This window comes from Aliivibrio sp. SR45-2, assembly GCF_963890165.1.
Lineage (GTDB): Bacteria > Pseudomonadota > Gammaproteobacteria > Enterobacterales > Vibrionaceae > Aliivibrio > Aliivibrio salmonicida.
Genome location: NZ_CAWPRC010000110.1, coordinates 22,924 through 40,773 on the forward strand (window position 1 = coordinate 22,924; position 17,850 = coordinate 40,773).

14 protein-coding genes are annotated in these 17,850 nt (G+C 40.4%); 10 read left to right on the forward strand and 4 right to left on the reverse strand.

The window, feature by feature from the left end; translation table 11 throughout:
* Positions 1-2: 2 nt before the first annotated feature.
* The 3 genes from secD to AACV33_RS04890 all read right to left on the reverse strand — a co-directional run bounded on the left by secD (position 3) and on the right by AACV33_RS04890 (position 3,453).
* Positions 3-1,826: a protein translocase subunit SecD gene (gene secD / locus AACV33_RS04880; protein WP_023603802.1), complete on the reverse strand. Its 1,824-nt coding sequence runs from the start codon at positions 1,824-1,826 to the stop codon at positions 3-5.
* A gap of 118 nt (positions 1,827-1,944) precedes the next feature.
* Positions 1,945-2,451 carry a hypothetical protein gene (locus tag AACV33_RS04885; RefSeq protein WP_026025467.1) on the reverse strand — a complete coding sequence of 169 codons (507 nt, stop codon included), beginning with the start codon at positions 2,449-2,451 and terminating at the stop codon, positions 1,945-1,947.
* 93 nt (positions 2,452-2,544) lie between these two features.
* A complete protein-coding gene (locus tag AACV33_RS04890; RefSeq protein WP_023603801.1) occupies positions 2,545-3,453 on the reverse strand; it encodes a LysR family transcriptional regulator in 909 nt (302 codons plus the stop codon).
* Positions 3,454-3,615: 162 nt separating this feature from the next.
* Here AACV33_RS04890 and AACV33_RS04895 point away from each other — a divergent pair, with 162 nt between their 5' ends.
* The 5 genes from AACV33_RS04895 (at position 3,616) to AACV33_RS04915 (ending at position 9,100) form a co-directional block, all read left to right on the forward strand.
* Positions 3,616-4,656 (forward strand): efflux RND transporter periplasmic adaptor subunit, encoded by a 1,041-nt coding sequence (locus AACV33_RS04895; protein ID WP_182699950.1) that lies wholly within the window; start codon positions 3,616-3,618, stop codon positions 4,654-4,656.
* A 2-nt stretch (positions 4,657-4,658) separates the two neighbouring features.
* Positions 4,659-6,263 carry a DHA2 family efflux MFS transporter permease subunit gene (locus tag AACV33_RS04900; RefSeq protein WP_017022043.1) on the forward strand — a complete coding sequence of 535 codons (1,605 nt, stop codon included), beginning with the start codon at positions 4,659-4,661 and terminating at the stop codon, positions 6,261-6,263.
* A gap of 69 nt (positions 6,264-6,332) precedes the next feature.
* Positions 6,333-7,037: a 16S rRNA pseudouridine(516) synthase RsuA gene (gene rsuA / locus AACV33_RS04905; RefSeq protein ID WP_017022042.1), complete on the forward strand. Its 705-nt coding sequence runs from the start codon at positions 6,333-6,335 to the stop codon at positions 7,035-7,037.
* A gap of 167 nt (positions 7,038-7,204) precedes the next feature.
* Positions 7,205-8,410 carry a Bcr/CflA family multidrug efflux MFS transporter gene (locus AACV33_RS04910; protein WP_012550567.1) on the forward strand — a complete coding sequence of 402 codons (1,206 nt, stop codon included), beginning with the start codon at positions 7,205-7,207 and terminating at the stop codon, positions 8,408-8,410.
* Positions 8,411-9,100 (forward strand): DUF2913 family protein, encoded by a 690-nt coding sequence (locus AACV33_RS04915; RefSeq protein ID WP_023603797.1) that lies wholly within the window; start codon positions 8,411-8,413, stop codon positions 9,098-9,100.
* Positions 9,101-9,171: 71 nt separating this feature from the next.
* Here AACV33_RS04915 and AACV33_RS04920 read toward each other — a convergent pair whose 3' ends face one another.
* Positions 9,172-10,593, reverse strand: a complete 1,422-nt coding sequence (locus tag AACV33_RS04920) for a DUF2867 domain-containing protein (protein ID WP_182699963.1) — start codon at positions 10,591-10,593, stop codon at positions 9,172-9,174.
* A 147-nt stretch (positions 10,594-10,740) separates the two neighbouring features.
* Between AACV33_RS04920 and AACV33_RS04925 the strand changes: the two genes are divergently transcribed.
* The 5 genes from AACV33_RS04925 (at position 10,741) to nhaA (ending at position 17,766) form a co-directional block, all read left to right on the forward strand.
* Positions 10,741-12,120, forward strand: a complete 1,380-nt coding sequence (locus AACV33_RS04925) for an MATE family efflux transporter (protein WP_017022040.1) — start codon at positions 10,741-10,743, stop codon at positions 12,118-12,120.
* Positions 12,121-12,234: 114 nt separating this feature from the next.
* A complete protein-coding gene (locus tag AACV33_RS04930; RefSeq protein ID WP_017022039.1) occupies positions 12,235-12,906 on the forward strand; it encodes an ABC transporter ATP-binding protein in 672 nt (223 codons plus the stop codon).
* Positions 12,887-15,340 (forward strand): ABC transporter permease, encoded by a 2,454-nt coding sequence (locus tag AACV33_RS04935; protein ID WP_017022038.1) that lies wholly within the window; start codon positions 12,887-12,889, stop codon positions 15,338-15,340. The genes AACV33_RS04930 and AACV33_RS04935 overlap by 20 nt, the downstream gene beginning before the upstream one ends.
* Positions 15,340-16,461 carry a lipocalin-like domain-containing protein gene (locus AACV33_RS04940; RefSeq protein ID WP_182699951.1) on the forward strand — a complete coding sequence of 374 codons (1,122 nt, stop codon included), beginning with the start codon at positions 15,340-15,342 and terminating at the stop codon, positions 16,459-16,461. The genes AACV33_RS04935 and AACV33_RS04940 overlap by 1 nt, the downstream gene beginning before the upstream one ends.
* 156 nt (positions 16,462-16,617) lie before the next feature.
* Positions 16,618-17,766: a Na+/H+ antiporter NhaA gene (gene nhaA / locus AACV33_RS04945; RefSeq protein ID WP_012550573.1), complete on the forward strand. Its 1,149-nt coding sequence runs from the start codon at positions 16,618-16,620 to the stop codon at positions 17,764-17,766.
* Positions 17,767-17,850: the final 84 nt, after the last annotated feature.

Below are 17,850 nucleotides of genomic sequence, written 5' to 3' on the forward strand. Positions count from 1 at the left end.
ACTTAAATCCTAACATCATGACGAGAATCACGACCCCAAACTAAATTGACAATGGCACGTGACGCGAAGATGCCTGTGAACATACTGGTTAATAGACCTAAGCCCAGTGTTAATGCGAAGCCTTGAATTGGACCATTACCGACGGTGTAAAGTACAACCGCAGTAATCATGGTGGTGAAGTTGGCATCGAAAATTGTACCAAATGCACTACTAAAGCCTCTATCAATGGCTTGAGCTAATGTTCGTCCTTCTTTTAGGTTATCTTTTATTCGTTCAAAAATAAGTACGTTGGTATCTACGGCCATGCCGACGGTTAATACTAATCCGGCAATACCCGGCAGTGTTAATACCGCACCAGGGATTAATGCTAATAAACCAAATAGCATGATCATGTTGGCAAGCAATGCAATGTTAGCAACCCAGCCTAAACGACGATACCAAACCGCCATGAATAACAACGTTAAACCAAGACCAAGGCCAAGTGCCGCAAAACCATTTTGAATGTTTTCTGCACCCAGAGTTGGACCAATTGTGCGTTCTTCAACGATAGTGACGGGCGCAGTAAGTGAACCTGCACGTAATAACAATGCTAATTCTTGAGATTCTTGAAGTGAACCAGATCCAGTGATTCTAAAGCGGCTGCCTAATTGACTTTGGATAGTAGCAACACTGATGATTTTGTTACTTTGTGTGGTTTCACCTTTGCTGTTACGACCATACTCGTTGTATGAGGTTGCCATTGGTTTTCCAACATTGTGACGAGAGAATTCAGACATGATTTTGCCGCCTGAGCTATCAAGAACAATGTTTACTTCCGCCATGCCCATCTCGCCTAAGCTTGCACGAGCATCAACAATGTGGTCACCACTTAGTACTGGTTTTCTACCAACACGAACAGGACGTCCATTTTCATCTGGAACTTCCATTGTGCTGCCAGTGCCTTGTTCTTTCACGGCATAAAAAGCCAAGCTTGCGGTTGCACCAATAACATTTTTAGCAGCAGCAGGGTCTTGAACACCCGGTAATTCGATACGAATACGGTTTTCACCTTGGCGTTGAACTAACGCTTCGGTAATGCCCAGTTCTTCAATACGACTACGCATGGTTTGCAAGTTTTGTTGTACGGTTAAGTTACGAACCGCGACTTTTTCTGATTCTTTTAACGTCAGCTTGATATCAAAGCCATCAGAATTTTCGATTTGCCATGTAGGGTAGTTTTGATGAAGGAATTTCTTCGCGGCAAGGTTTGCTTTTTCAGAAGGAAGACGAACAAGTAATTGGTCACTACTTTCTGTTTGGAAGCGTACAGAGCGAATGTGCTCTTCTCTAAACTCTTGTTTTAGAGAGTCACTTAATTCGGTGCGTTGAGCTTGGTAAACTTGGTTTACATCAACATCAAGTAAAAATTGAACGCCACCTCGTAAGTCTAGACCCAGTTTTATTGGCTCAAAACCCATATTCTGTAGCCATGCAGGTGCCGCAGGGGCAAGAGCTAAGGCTAACGTGGTGCCTTTTTTATCTTCATCAATTACGGAAGCCAACGCCGTTTTTGCTGCGGTTTGTTGATCTTCTTCTTGTAGGATAACGGTTGTTTTATCCCCTTTTTGTTCAATGCGTTTTACGACAATGCCTTGGTCCGTTAAGGTATTTTGTAATTGAAGAATTGACGGGATCTGACCATCTTTATTCGTAATTTGCACTGCTGCATCTTCGCCATACCATGTTGGTATCGCACTCAGAAGTAGAATGAGAATCGTAAATATAAGGACAATGTATTTCCAAGATGAATAATGATTCAATCGTTTTAATGGTTGCTTTCTTTGCATTTTAATTTCACCTCGCACCGATAATAAGGGGCACGAAAAAGTCACAGACGATCACTGGGTTATTAATGATTTATTAATGGATGCAGTGATGCAGATAAATTATGTTGGTAAAGTGAAATTAAGAGTGGGGGTACAAACGCTGGCTGTAGAGGAGGTTACTTTCTTTCCAAGCAGAAACTCGAGACGTTGAAGAGTAGCTGTTAAGCGCCCAATTCACGGTCGGTTTTGGTTTTTCTTGATAGCCGATAGCAAGTTGCTCAGCAGGAAGCAGGGGTATTTCTGAAGCGAGTTCATAATACGGCGTTACTTCTTCTGGTTCATGTCGAGCAAGGTTGGCCATACGAGAAGAATAACCAATGCCTAAGTTTACCCCATGTTCTTGAGATGAACTTTGGGTGTGTTGAGACACGTTATTTTCTGTTGGATGTGTAACCTGACACACTGCAAAATCAGCCGATGTAGATACTGGCGCATCAAACGTTAGGGTTGGCTGAATGGTTGAATGCTGTTCAATAGTGAGTGGTGTTTGTATCGTATTTATAATGTCATGATGTGATGCGGCCTGAGCTAGCGAGGCTACCCCAAAACAACAAATCATCATTACTATACGAAACAATCGTATCACTAGAAGCTCACATTTATGTGTACAGAAGATCGCATCCTATAATGGAGAACGATTTCTGACAAGAAATAACGCAATATTAATGAAAATTGAGTTTTATTTAGAGGGAGTGCTTGGGTGAATCAACTCAAATCGCTCAAGAACGTGATCAATAAAAACGCGTAATCGCTTCGGGATCAGTTTGTTTTGTGGAAACACCAAACTGATCGCGGCTCTAGGTAGTTCCCACTCGGGTAAGATCTGAACTAATTCGCCATTCTTAATGTGTTGGCGACAAATAAACTCAGGAAGTGTAGCGATGCCTAAACCACTCAAACAAGCCGATTTACACGCGGTGATGGTATTCACTTTTAATCGGTAAGGTAAATTGGCTCGTATCGTTTTATCCACTTGATTCAAATAAAGAGAGGGGACTTTAACTGCATTGACGATTTTAATTTGGTGATGAGGTGATTTAAGATCATCGGGTGAATGAATATTTCCATAAGTGGCTAAGTAATCAGGGGTAGCCACAATAATACGTTCAGAGTAATCAATGGTGCGAGCAACGAGTGAAGAGTCGTTAATTTCTCCGATTTGAACGTAAAGATCGATACCGCTGCCAATAATATCGACTTCACGATTGGTCATTTCAACGTTAATCGACACTTCTGGGTAGCGTTTAAGAAAGCTATTAATGTATTCCGACATGACGTGATGCCCAATTTCTACGGGCATCGCAAGATTCAGATGACCGCGAATAAGACTTTGGTTTGCGGTGAGTTCTAACTCGGTTTGCTGCATTATATCCAATACACGGACGCTGGCTTGATAGAAAATCTCACCTTCTTGGGTTAATCCTAATTTTCGAGTTGAACGAGTGATCAACTTCACACCTAAGTGCTCTTCTAACTCAGCAAGCTTTCTACTTACGGTTGATTTTGTCATTCCTAAGTTTGTTGCTGCTTGGGTGAAACTACCAGAATCAATGACTTGGTTTAATATTGTGATGTTATTTAAGTCCATCATTGTTCAAACTCGCTCTATTGGTAAGATTTATGCAACAGTGTTTCCTTTTTTTCCTATCTAATCAATTAATCATTTTCGTTTTATACTGTTTCTCTCTTATTTATTACATCCATGTTTATGGCAAACAGGGGTGGCTTCATTTTCAAGTGGGTACGCACAGTGGTAGAACAACAAAAGAAAAAAAATAAAGCACCTTTGATTGCGACAATCGTTATTATTTTATGTGTTTTTGCGGGGGCTGGCTATTGGTATGGCTATGGTCAGTATTTCCAATCAACAGACAATGCGTACTTGCAAGGTGATATCACGACAATCAGCCCTAAAGTGGGTGGTTATATTGCAAAAACATTTGTTGAAGATAACCAAGTAGTGAAAGCGGGTGATTTATTGGCAACAATAGACAGTCGTGATTTTGTTGCTGAAAAAGAAAAAGCAGAAGCAAATGTATTAGTTAATGCGGCATCGATTAAAAACTTAGTCGCAGAGCGTAAATTACAGGACATTCGTATTCGCCAAGCCGCCAGTGAAATTGAATCGGCTAAAGCGGAATATGAACGTACTCAACAACAAGTAAAACGCACGAAGGCGTTAATCAAAAAGAATTACTCGTCACAAGATGAATTGGACAATAACGTGTCTCATCTTAAAGTGGCGCTAGCGAATGTGGACGCAGCAAAAGCAAATTATCAAGCATCAAAAGAACAAATCAACGTCATCGAGAGTGAAATAGCTCAAGCAGAAGCCGCATTAAATCAAGCTAAAACAGCGTTAAAACAAACGGAACTTAATTTGTCTTATACCAATATTTACGCACCGATTGATGGGGTTGTTGGTAAGCGTAGCTTACGTGTTGGATTGCTTGTTCAAGCGGGTATGCCGTTGCTAAGTTTGGTTCCTACTTCTGATGTATGGATTGAAGCCAACTTTAAAGAAACTCAGTTAGGCGATATTCATAAAGGACAGAAAGTATTTGTGGATCTTGATGCGTACCCGGATCTACACCTAAAAGGCATTGTGGACAGTTTTTCTCCTGCAACGGGCGCAAAGTTCGCGTTATTACCACCAGAAAACGCAACGGGTAACTTCACTAAAATTGTACAACGAGTGCCGGTGAAAATTACTATTTTGAATGCTGATTTATTAGATGGTCAGTTAATTCCTGGGCTTTCTGTTGTTGCTACGGTTGATACTCGAGGTTAATCATGACTCAAGAATTAACAGCCACAAATCAAAATGACGTAGCGGATACACCGATAGAGCCTGAAATCCCAAGACGTCATTGGATCGCTCTGTTCGGTGGCTTGCTTGGTGCGTTTATGGCGATTCTGGATATTCAGATCACCAACTCTTCACTAAAAGACATTCAAGGGGCGTTATCGGCCACCATGGATGAAAGTTCATGGATCTCTACCTCATACCTTGTGGCAGAAATGATCGCCATCCCATTAAGTGGCTGGCTATCGGTCGCGATTGGTAAGCGTCGTTATTTAACGTGGACCACCATTATTTTTGCTGTGGCGTCAGTCTTATGCTCACTCTCTTGGAGCATGGGTTCGATGATCGTCTTTCGTGCGATCCAAGGCTTCAGTGGTGGCGCATTAATTCCTTTGGCGTTTTCTCTTGTTGTTCAATTATTACCATTGAATAAACGAGCGGTTGGTATGGCTCTCTTTGGTGTAACAGCAACGTTTGCACCATCAATCGGACCAACATTAGGTGGCTGGTTAACGGAAAACTTTTCTTGGCATTATATTTTCTATATTAATATTCCCCCTGCGATAGCACTTATTTGTATGGTGAATTATGGTCTTGATGATGAACCACTACGATTAGACAGTTTGCTGAAAGCCGATTGGTTTGGCATCGCGACCATGGCGGTCGGGTTGGGTTGTTTAGAAGTGGTTTTAGAAGAAGGGAATAGAGAAGAGTGGTTTAGCTCTAGTTTCATTATTACGTTGTCGATTATCTCTGCCATTAGCTTAATTTATTTTGTGATTAACGAGTTACAGCATAAAAACCCGTTAGTAAATTTGCGGTTACTTAAACAAAGTCAGTTTGCGATGTCGTGTGTCGCCTATTTAATTTTAGGGATGGCGTTATTGGGGTCTATTTACGTGTTGCCTATGTATATGATCCAAATTCAGGGTTATAACTCGTTAGAAATTGGTGAAGTATTAATGTGGATGGGGTTTCCTCAGTTATTGATTTTCCCATTGGTCCCTAAATTAACTCAGATTATTAAAGCTAAATATCTCGTGTTTTTTGGTTTTGCAATGTTCGGTATTAGCTGCTTTGTAAACACACACATGAGTTATGATTTTGGTGGCGATCAATTGATTTTCTCTATGCTGCTGCGTGCTATAGGTAGCCCATTTATTATGGTGCCGCTGTCTTTAGTTGCGATGGAAGAGATTCAAAAACATCAAGTAGCCGATGCCTCAACGATTACCAATGTACTGCGTAACTTGGGTGGTGCGTTTAGTATTGCGTTTATTGCGACGCTGTTGGATAACAAAACCCGCGAACATTTGGGTCATATCAAAGAAACCTTAACTACGGTAAGTACGGATGGGTGGTATCACTTACAACAGAGTGCGGCGATGTTTGTCTCAAAGGGGAGTGATCCGGCAACGGCGATGCTGCAAGCTAAAGCGTCATTGAGTCTGACAATGCAAAGAGACGCGGCAATTATGGCGTATAACGATGTGTTTTTCATGATGACATGTTTCTTAGGTTTTGCTGCATTTATGATGTTTTTTGTTAAATCGAATTCGAATCCAGGGTCAATCGAGGCTGGAGGGCATTAATTTTTTATGGTTGCTCGCATCTTTAAGTGGTTTGGGTATAATGCGGCAGAATATTGAAATGAGGTTCTCATGCGTTTAGATAAATTTTTGTGCGAAACAACAGGTGCTACCCGTAGCGAAGCTACTCGAATCGTTAAAAGTGGTACTGTCACTGTTAATGGCGTAAAAACAAAAGTGACTTCAGTAAAAGTAACTGACGATTCGACCGTTGAGTGGGATGGTCGTGAGCTTAAATTCCATGGTCCTCGTTATATTATGCTATTTAAGCCAGATGGTTACGTGTGTTCACATGAAGACAGTACGCACCCATCGGCATTAACTCTTTTAGATGAAGTGAATCTAGAGAAGTTACACTTTGCTGGTCGTCTTGATGTTGATACTACAGGGTTGGTACTGATTACTGATGATGGCCAATGGTCACATAAAATCACATCACCAAAGCGTAAGTGTCCTAAAACATACCGAGTATGGCTAGATGAGCCAATTGGTGCTGATTACGCTGAGCAATTAGCGGAAGGCATTCAGCTTAAGAGTGAAACTGGTTTAACAATGCCTGCAACAATGGAAGTGGTTAATGAAGAAGAGCACGAGCTTTTATTAACGATCCAAGAAGGCAAGTATCATCAAGTTAAACGTATGTTTGCTGCGTTGGGTAATAAAGTTGAAGGCTTACACCGTTCTCAAATTGGCGGTTTAGGTTTAGATTATTCATTAGAGCCTGGCGAATATCGTTACTTAACCGCGGAAGAAGTAAAAGCGGTTTTGAGTAAGTAATTCACCCCAGTTATCTGTGGGTACAAAAAGCGGTGTGGCAGAAATGTCATGCCGCTTTTTTTTGTAAATTCTTGCAAAGAGATCGAATATAAAAAGCATGTTGTAATCGGGCGTGATAATATGAAAAATCCTTTCTTGTTCCCTATTTTTTAGTTGGTCTAAACCCTATGTCATCCTCAGCTAGCGATCTTTCTGAAGCCCCTAAGTTAAGTCTTTTATTAGTCATCATTTTGGGTGCTATTTCAGCGCTAACACCACTTGCTATTGATATGTATGTTCCTGCAATGCCGAGCATTGCGGCGGATCTTGGTGTATCTGCGGGTTCAGTTCAGATGACATTAACGGCTTATACGGCCGGCTTTGCGATTGCACAACTGATTCATGGGCCACTGGCTGACAGTTATGGTCGCCGTCCGGTATTAATTATCGGTACGGTGCTCTTTGCCATTTGTGCGGTGATTGGTGCGCAGGTTGATGGTATTGAATCATTAATGTATATCCGTGTTTTACAAGGGATTGCAGGCGCTGCATCAGCGGTGGTTATTCAAGCCATTGTTCGTGACATGTTTAATAAAGAAGATTTTGCCCGCATGATGTCTTTCATCACGTTGGTCATGACAATTGCCCCACTGGTCGCGCCGATGATTGGTGGACACATGGCGGTATGGTTCGGTTGGCGTTCAATTTTTTGGTTACTGGCTATTTTTGCCGTGTTAACTATTTTTGCGATTCTTTGGCGGATCCCTGAAACGTTGGCAGAAGAGAATCGCTCTCCTTTTAGATTAATGACGTCGTTTAGAAATTACCGTTCATTATTTAAAAACCCAGTGTCACTTGGTTTGATTTTCTCTGGTGCTTTTTCTTTTGCTGGGATGTTTTCATTTTTAACGGCAGGCTCATTTGTTTACATCGATATCTATGGTGTGAGCGTGTCTAATTTTGGTTATTTATTTGGTTTAAACGTTGTTTTCTTAATTGTTATGACCGCGATTAACGGTCGTATGGTTAAAAAAATGGGTTCCCATAATATGATTAAGTTTGGCCTTTCTATTCAACTGTTTGCTGGCATTCTGATGATGGTCGGGCAACTATTGAACTGGGGTCTATGGGGAACGGTTATTCCTGTTGTATTATTTGTGGGTTGTATCTCGACGATTGGCAGTAATACGATGGGCTTATTGTTAAGTCACTACCCTAAAATGGCGGGAACCGCATCATCATTAGCGGGCACATTGAGATTTGGTACGGGGTCACTTGTTGGTGCTTGTATTGCAATGTTTCCTGCTGATTCTGCTTGGCCTATGGTGAGTTCCATGGCAGCATGTTCTATCTTATCTTTTGGTTGTTATTTTGTTTTTGGACGTAAAGCGTAAATGAGTAATGAGACAAACACAGTGCACTATTATCAAGAAATTCAAAAAGTAATTAATGAAGCTCTTACTGACTTACAAGAAAGTAAGGACAGTGGACGTTTACCGAAAAATCCGGTAAGTGCGAATCACTTTTTGATCCGATGGGTGACCACTGCGATTAAATCACAGCGTTTTTCTCGTTGTGTCGTCAAAGATTTGCAGACTTGGCAAAAAGAAGGCCGTACGAAAGGGACTGGAACTGAGCTTCCTGTTCGTTTTGAACATTATTCTCGCTTGTACCAAGCATTAGCGCCTATTGACACCGTGACTCCAATTACTAAATCAGTAGTAATGGGGTGGTGTGAATCATTAGAAGAAAAAGAATGGTGTGTAACGACAGATTTTGAAATTTTAGAAAAAGCGTCTTTGTTTTCAGATGGTGATCATTCGTTGATTATCTGTGCGACGCAATTAGCATCGTGTTTTGAAGCGGATGATGCTGAAAATCAACTGCTTGTGAAGCCGTTAACGTGTTATGTTCGTGGTAATCATCATGAGTTTGTTGAATCGGCTTTTGAGCACGGTTTGATAGTACATAAGCGTTCTGACTATAAATCAAAAGTAAAATACCATGGTGAATATTTAATTTATCCAAATAACCATGGTATTCAATTAGGTGAAACGCCATTTTCATTTAATGTGAAAAAATAACAGAATCGGCACTTTCATTGTTCGATAAAAAGCGCAGATATTCTGCGCTTTTTTATTTTGTGGTTGTTTGTTTACTCTTCTTTTTCTGCTTTTTTACAAATGGCTTTTACCATACCTTTAAAAATAAATAAATGAGCTGGGAACATAGCGAACCAGTACATTAATCCCCAAAACCCTTTTGGGTGCCACCATGCACGGACGTCAAGTTGACGATGGTGTTCATCAATGTCTTTTATTGAAAACTCTAGGCGGCCAAGTCCTGGTGCCGTCATACCAAAAAGCAGTGAAAGAAACTTGTTTTCTTCGCAGCGGATGACTTTCCATGAATCAATATAATCACCTAATTGTACGCTCCCTGATTCGGGTCTTCTTCTCACAGGGAAAGAGCCACCAAGTAATGGGTCTAACCATTCTCTGGTTCGCCATAATGCATTAGCAAAGAAATACCCTTCTTTACTGCCAAGACGAGCGATAACACGCCAAAGCTGTTTTGCTGTTGCGGTGGTCGTAAAACTTGCCCCGGCTTGTTTTGGGTAAAAACCATAATCAGACTTCCAGCGTTTTAATGCACTAGGATCAAACCCCCATATTTCGGTTTGAATGGTTTCATCATTTGTCTCTTGAGCCTTGTTTACGGCATCAGATAAAGACAATAAAGGTTGAGGGAAGATTTTCTGTATCGCGGTATTGTCGGCAATGAGATCGTGATCAATACCAGCAAGCAATGCTCTTCCTAAATCCGAAGGCACAGAGGTCACCATACCTAGCCATAGTCCAGCAAAGCCTGGGCTAATAAAGCGAGTCGGAATTATTTTAATTGAACGACGATTGCGTTTAGCTATGAGATGAAATAAATCGTGATAGCTAACGGTTTCAGGTCCACCGGCTTCTAAGGTAATTGAGTGAGTTAATGGAAAATCAATACACTGAATAAGGTAGTAATTGAGATTATCAATCGCGATAGGGTTTGCTTGAGAGTTAATCCAAATAGGGCAAATTAATAGCGGGAAGTGGTTAACAAAATCCGTCATTATTTCGAAGGCGGCAGAACCTGTACCAATAATGATCCCTGAATTTATTTCGATGGTAGGAATGCCTGTTGAACGTAGTAATTCCCCCGTTTTTTTTCGAGCGAGTAAATGCTGAGATTGATAACCTTCTGGCTGTAATGCACTAAGATAAATAATACGAGAGAGTGTTGATTTTTCGGCTGCCGTTTTAAAGTTTTCAGCAAGAGACACTTCGTAATCAATAAAGTCATGGCCGTGTGACATGCCATGAACTAAGAAGTAAGCGATATCACATTGATCGATGAGTGGTTGAATTGCGTTAGTGTCTTCTAGATCAAGATAATGGCAATGCAAATTAGGGTGCTCAGATACTCTGTCAGTCAAGTAATCAATATTACGAGCACAGGCTATGACTGTATGACCTTGCTGCAATAATAATGGGATCAATTGTGATCCTATATAGCCTGAAGCACCGACGATCATGATGGTGTTTTCTTTATTCAAGATTACTCCTTAACCTAATGAATATAAATATTAATTACTTTCTGATTCTAGTACAATTTGTAGGCATATACCTAATGGATCTTATGTAGTGCAAATAGTTAATTTGTTGTTTATCTGAGGTTCTGTATGTCTGTCTTCCTTTCTAATGTTATCGCACATACTCGCGGTGATTTCCTTAAGCGTTTAATTCTTATTGCAATACCTATTGCTCTGCAAAATATTATGTTCTCTAGTCGAGGCTTGGTGGACGTATTGATGCTGGGTCAATTAGGTGAAGCTGAGATTGCTGCCGTTGGCGTAGCCAGCCGTGCTACGTTTGTAACAACGATAATGTTGGTTGGCGTGACCACTGGGGGCGCGTTATTAACGGCTCAGTATTGGGGGGCACAAAATAGAGAAGGCGTTCGACAAAGTACGGCACTGACTTGGATGGTGAGCATGGCAATGGCTACTATTGCCGTCGCTTTGTTTTTATTTATGCCTCATCAAATCATGTCATTAGCGACCGATTCTCAAGAGGTGATTGATTTAGGTGCGGATTACTTATTGATCACGGCACTGACGATGTACGTAGTGTCATGCGGCAGCAGTATGGCGGTAGGCTTACGATCGATCCATCAACCGGGTGTGAGTACTTTTTTTAGTGGTATTGGTATTGTTGCTAATGTCTTTTTTAACTGGGTACTTATTTTTGGTCATTTAGGTGCTCCAGCAATGGGCATTAAAGGTGCGGCTTGGGCAACATTGATCAGTGGTGTTATTGAAATCGTATTTTTGTATGGTTACCTTTACCGTAAATCGCATTTATTAAGTTTTGGTTTTGATGACATTAAAGCGGTGATTAATTGGCCTAAGATAGCTAAGTTTTTATCACTTTCCTTACCGACTACGTTTAATTTTTTAGTTTGGGCTGCGGGTATTTTTACTTACCACGCGATTATGGGGCAATCTGGTGTTCAGGGCTTAGCGGCATTGTCTGTGATTTCTCCAATTGAATCTATTGCGTTGAGTTTTCTTATTGGTGCAGCAGGTGCTGCCTCTGTGCTTATTGGTAATCAACTGGGTGCTAAGAAATATGAAGCCGTGTATTACCAAGGGTGGGGAGTGCTTGCATTAAGTGTGGCCACCAGTGTTGTTATTGCTTTATTTGTGATGCTATTTCAACATCAGATTTTGGATATGTTTCCTGCGTTAAGTGACGAAACAAGAATGATTGCTGAAAAGTTCATGGCGATTTTAGCCGTGATTATAGTGATCCGCAGCGTACCATTAACGGCGATTGTTGGCATTTTACGTGCGGGTGGTGATGTGAAGTTTTGCCTTTACCAAGACATTGTTTCTCAGTGGTTGATAGGGATCCCCGTTGCGACTATTGGTGCATTATTCTTAGGATTAGCCCCTGAATACGTTTATGCGTTATTTGTGGTTGAAGAAATTGTAAAATGGTTTGGATCCATCCATCGAATGAAATCGAAAAAATGGATTAGAAATTTGGTGGATGCGTAATGAAATATAGATTTTTTCTTTATATATGAAGTAGATATACAAAAGGCTTTATGAAAGAAGGGTTTTGCTGTAAATTCTGTTACGGATATCACAAATAATCTTCTGAGAGGGTACATGTTAAAGCTGACAAACCTGAATAAAGGGTATGTGGATGGTGGTGAGTTTCATCCAATTCTTCAAGGAGCAGAGTTAACAATCGAGCAAGGCGCTCAAATTGCTTTAATGGGCGAAAGTGGCTCAGGTAAAAGTACCCTCCTAAATTTGATTGCCGGACTTGATAGCGCTGACAGTGGCGAGATCGATATTGCTGGCTTTTCAATGCACTCTCCAAAACAAAGTTCTAGAACGTCTTATCGACGCAATAATATAGGGCTTATTTTTCAGCAATTTAATCTTCTTCCTACCTTAAGTGTTGCGGATAATATTCGTTTTTGTCGTCAATTAAAAGGGCTGCGTGATGATGATGCTTTGTGGCGTCAAATTATCTCAGCGTTAGATTTAATGCCGCTTTTAGGTCGATACCCTGAAGAAGTCTCTGGTGGACAGCAACAGCGAGCCGCGATCGCTCGTGCATTGTATATGGAACCAAAGTTATTACTTGCCGATGAACCTACGGGCAGTTTAGATGAAAAAAATGCCGAAGCAGTAATGCGATTGCTTACTCGTCTTTCTCGCGATCTTCATTGCACTTTATTATTGGTTACTCACAGTGAAAAAGTAGCGAATCATATGGATGGGCTTATTAAACTGCAAGGAGGAAAATTAGATGTCATTTCCGGTAGTTAGGGCACTTTTAGGGCACTACCGTCGCCACCCATTACAAATATTTTTAGTGTGGCTTGGTTTAACACTTGGCGTATCACTTCTTGTGGGTGTATTAGCCATTAATCACCATGCAAAGATAAGCTATAGCGAAGGCGAGAAACTCTTTTCTAATCCTTTTCCTAATCGTATTCGCTCTATTCAAGAAAACATCACGATTCCTCAAGCGTTCTATATTAATTTACGTCGAGCGGGCTACACCTCCTGTATGCCGGTTCAAACTCAGCATTTAGAAACAACCAATGATATTGATATCTCGTTGGTTGGTATTGATCCTGTCGCGTTAATGCAGATTTCAAAAAATAGCGTAGCAAGCAATGAGAATTTGTTGTCATTAATGCGTCCGCCGTTTCCTGTTCTTATTAGCCAACCTTTAGCGTCTTATTTTCGCTTAAATGATGGCGATTATATTGAACTTGAAAATCAAGCTAATCTTGGTCCTGTCATCGTTGATAAATTTAATCGACTCTCTGGTTCTCGACTTTTTTCTGATATTTCATTAACTCGAATGCTGGGTCATAAGGCAGGTTTTGATGTTTTACTGTGCGGTGAAATGTCCGAAAAAGAAGCCGATAGATTAGAACGAATGCTACCAAGAGGGTTGCAGCTCGATACACATAAAGAATCTGGTTTAACCGCATTAACAAAAGCATTTCATACCAACTTATTTGCGATGGGTATGCTTTCTTTTGTCGTTGGTTTATTTATTTTTTACCAAGCGATGTCGCTTTCTTTTATTCAACGTCAGCCTTTAGTTGGAACATTAAGACAAATTGGCGTATCAACAAAAGAGTTGATATTTGCGATGAGTGCCGAGGTGATGTTGTGGGTACTTATTGGTTGGTTAAGCGGTAATTTCTTTGGGGTATTGCTTGCTAATGAGTTAATGCCTACGGTTTCTAATAGCTTATATTCACTCTACAACGCGGATGTTGATTTGCTAATTACGTGGAGTTGGAGCTGGAGTTATCAAAGTTTATGGATGGCGATTCTGGGCTGTATTTTAGCGTGTGGTTGGCCGTTATATCGCTTGCTTAGTATTGAACCTATTCGATTAACTGCTCGTTTATCATTGGTTCGTTTTGCAGGGAAAGAATTTGAAGTTCAGGCCATTATTGCCTGCGTATTTTGTGTTGCAGCGTATTTAATTCATTTATTGCCTCATAGCCATGAGCATGGATTTATTCTTATTGGTTTCTTAATGGTGGGGGTTGGATTATTTACTCCATTTATTATTTTAAAATTATTTGATTGGCTTTCTTACAAATTACCGTCGCCTAAAGCGCGATGGTTTTTTGCCGATTCGTCAGCAAGTTTAAGTTATCGAGGCGTCGCTGCGATGGCATTTATGTTAGCCCTTGCGTCTAATATTGGTGTTGAAACGATGGTGGGTAGCTTTAGGGCAACGACTAACGATTGGCTTGAACAACGCTTAGCTGCCGATATTTATATACAACCGAGTAAGGCTTCTGCGAGTCGAATTACTTATTGGCTAGAGAAACAACCAGAAGTTGAAGAAGTATGGCGTCAATGGAAAATTGATTATCAAACCGAATATGGCAATTTAGAGATTTTAAGTACAGGTTCATCGCCTGGTGAGAAAAAGGCATTAACCATGAAAGTGGCCATTCCTGAATATTGGGATTCATTACACCACTCTCGCAGTCTGTTGATTAGTGAATCAATGGCTCTGAAATGGGATTTAAAACCGGGAGATTACTTGGATCTACCGGCTCCGGTTGGTGACAATTGGCAAATATCTGGGGTTTATTATGATTATGGAAATCAGTACAACCAGTTAATGCTTACGCACAATGCTTGGCTAAAGGCCTTTGGTGGGCAAGGAACCACCGGTATTGGTGTTGTGCTTACTGATGAAAGCAAACGAACTCAATTGATTGGACGAGTGCTTAAAAAATATAGATTACCAGTCGAACAAGTCGTTGATAATAACAATATTCAAACACAAGCGATGAAGGTGTTTGATCGGACTTTTATTGTAACGGGAACCTTAGGTAATTTAACGTTAGTTATTGCTGTGTTTGGTCTGTTTTTTGCGACTTTAGTCGGGGAAACCTCTCGTCAGCGGCAAACGGCGCTGTTACGTTGCTTGGGCCTTTCAGGCAAAGAACTCATTATGCTCGGTGGATTGCAATTATTGGCTATTGGATTGTTGACGATTTTAATTGCGTTGCCTCTTGGCATTCTCTTATCTCAATTACTTATTGATATCGTAATGAAATATGCATTTGGTTGGACGATGGAAATTAATTATTTCCCTATGGAATATTTAGCTACTTTTGGATGGGCTTTGCTTGCTCTAACGGTTGCAGGTTCGGCAACGGTATGGCGAGTGACTAGACGACAAGCGATTACGTCTTTAAGAGAGTCTTTATAATGGCGATGAATAAAGAGAAAAAAACCAGCCTAAAGGTGTCACTGTTTATTCTTATCGTTGTATTTTCTTTTTCTGCTGCTTATTACATAAATTGGCATGAAGTGGATGAAGGAGGTAAGAATGAAATTAATACGATTTTTGCCGAGTCAAATAATGCGTATTTTAACCCTGTTTTGCCTGGGTATCCTTTAGCTTTCCCAAAAGATTACCGAGAGCACCCTAATTTTCAGCATGAACAATGGATGATGACAGTTAATGGTATTAGCAGCACGGGTGATACCATCGGAATTCAATGGACGATTTTTCGTATATCAAGCGATGATAGAGAGACGAAAGGCTGGTTAGATCCTAAACTGTATATTGCTAAAGTCGTAGTGACGACTGAAGATGGTAAATGGGTAGGAGAGAGAGTCGCAAGAGGTGGAATAGGGCAAGCAGGCATCAGTCAGCGGCCTTATCGAGTGTGGATTGATGATTGGCAGTGGCGAAGCTTAGGTCGAACGCCATTTCCTGCAGTTGTCACTGCAGGCGCTAAAGATTTTTCAATTAAATTATCGATTAATCAGGAAGGACCTGTGATTCCGCTTGGCGAACAAGGGTATTCTAAAAAAGACGATTTAATGCCGATTGCGTCTTATGAATATATGGCCCCATTTCTTGCGGTGCGAGGTAATGTAACGCTTGATAATAAAGTCTATTCATTTGTTGGAAAAGGCATACTTGAGCATGAATGGGGAAGTGGTTTATTGGATGAAAACCAACAAGGTTGGGATTGGTTTATTATTAATTTAAATAAAGACAGCAAGTTACTGGTTATTCAATACCGTCATCAAGACCAAGAACCTTACCGTTATGGTTCGTTATTATACAAAAATGGTAGCCATGTTCCTTTAACGTCTAATGAGATTAACTTCCAAACATTACCAGCAAGACAATTGAAGGATGGACGTAAGTTACCTTTACAATGGATAATTAATATTCCTAAATACGATATAAATTTAACGACTCAAGTAGTCAGGGATGAACAATGGTTAAATACGTTAATACCTTATTGGCAAGGACCGATTACGACATCCGGTTCTCACGAAGTGACCGGATTTATGCAATTAACCGGTTATTAATTGAATAAATAATACGGCTAATACTTTGTATAAGCGTGAATACTTCGGTTTTTCCGATGTTTATGCTCTGAACAAGCGATTATTATTGATATTAAGCAACGGGTAGACTTTCACTATTCGTTTTTCAATAAACTATAATTATAAAAAGGGCATCTCATGAGTGATGTTATTAAGAATTTTTTCAAATTAGAATCTGCCGGTGGGATTCTTTTAGTGATTGCAGCTGCAATTGCGATGATTATTGCAAACTCTTCTTTTGCGCCAATGTACGATACATTTTTACATACTTATCTTGGTGGCATGTCGGTATCACATTGGATCAATGATGGTCTAATGGCCGTTTTCTTCTTATTGATAGGTCTTGAAGTTAAAAGAGAACTTCTTGAAGGCGCTCTTAAATCAAAAGAAACGGCTATCTTCCCTGCAATTGCTGCTGTTGGTGGCATGCTTGCTCCTGCATTGGTTTATGTTGCGTTTAATATGGGTGATCCAGAAGCGTTATCTGGTTGGGCTATTCCTGCTGCCACTGATATTGCTTTTGCTTTAGGTATCATGGCATTACTTGGTAACCGAGTACCTGTAAGCTTAAAAGTCTTTTTACTGGCACTTGCAATCATCGATGACCTCGGTGTTGTTGTAATTATTGCTTTCTTCTATACCAGTGATTTATCAGTCTTAGCACTTGTGATTGGCTTTGTAATGACGGGGATTTTATTCCTACTAAATTCAAAGCATGTATCTAAAATACGTTGGTATTTATTAGTTGGCTTTATTCTGTGGGTTAGTGTTTTACAATCTGGAGTTCATGCGACGTTAGCGGGTGTGGTATTAGGCTTTGCTATTCCTTTAAAAGGTAAAAAAGGCGAGCGTTCACCTCTAAAACACATGGAACATGCACTTCATCCATATGTTGCTTTTGGTATTTTACCGTTGTTTGCATTCGCGAACGCAGGTATTTCATTAGATGGTGTGTCATTAGATAGCTTGACGACAACGCTGCCACTGGGTGTCGCGTTAGGTCTGTTCTTAGGTAAGCCATTAGGTATCTTTAGCTTTAGTTATGTTGCTGTGAAATCAGGTATTGCTAAGTTGCCTGCTGGAGTTAACATGAAGCACATATTCGCGGTTTCAGTTCTTTGTGGTATCGGTTTTACAATGTCGATCTTTATCTCATCACTGGCATTTGGTGGTGCGAACCCTGAATTTGATAAATTAGCTCGATTAGGCATCTTAATGGGATCAACCCTAGCGGCAGTTGTTGGTTATATTTTACTGCACATTAGCCTACCTAAAAAAGCAGCATAAGAAATTTATTTTAAATGAATGCATAAAATACCTCGCTTAGGCGGGGTATTTTTTTAAATGAAAATTCGCTTTTCCTAAATAATA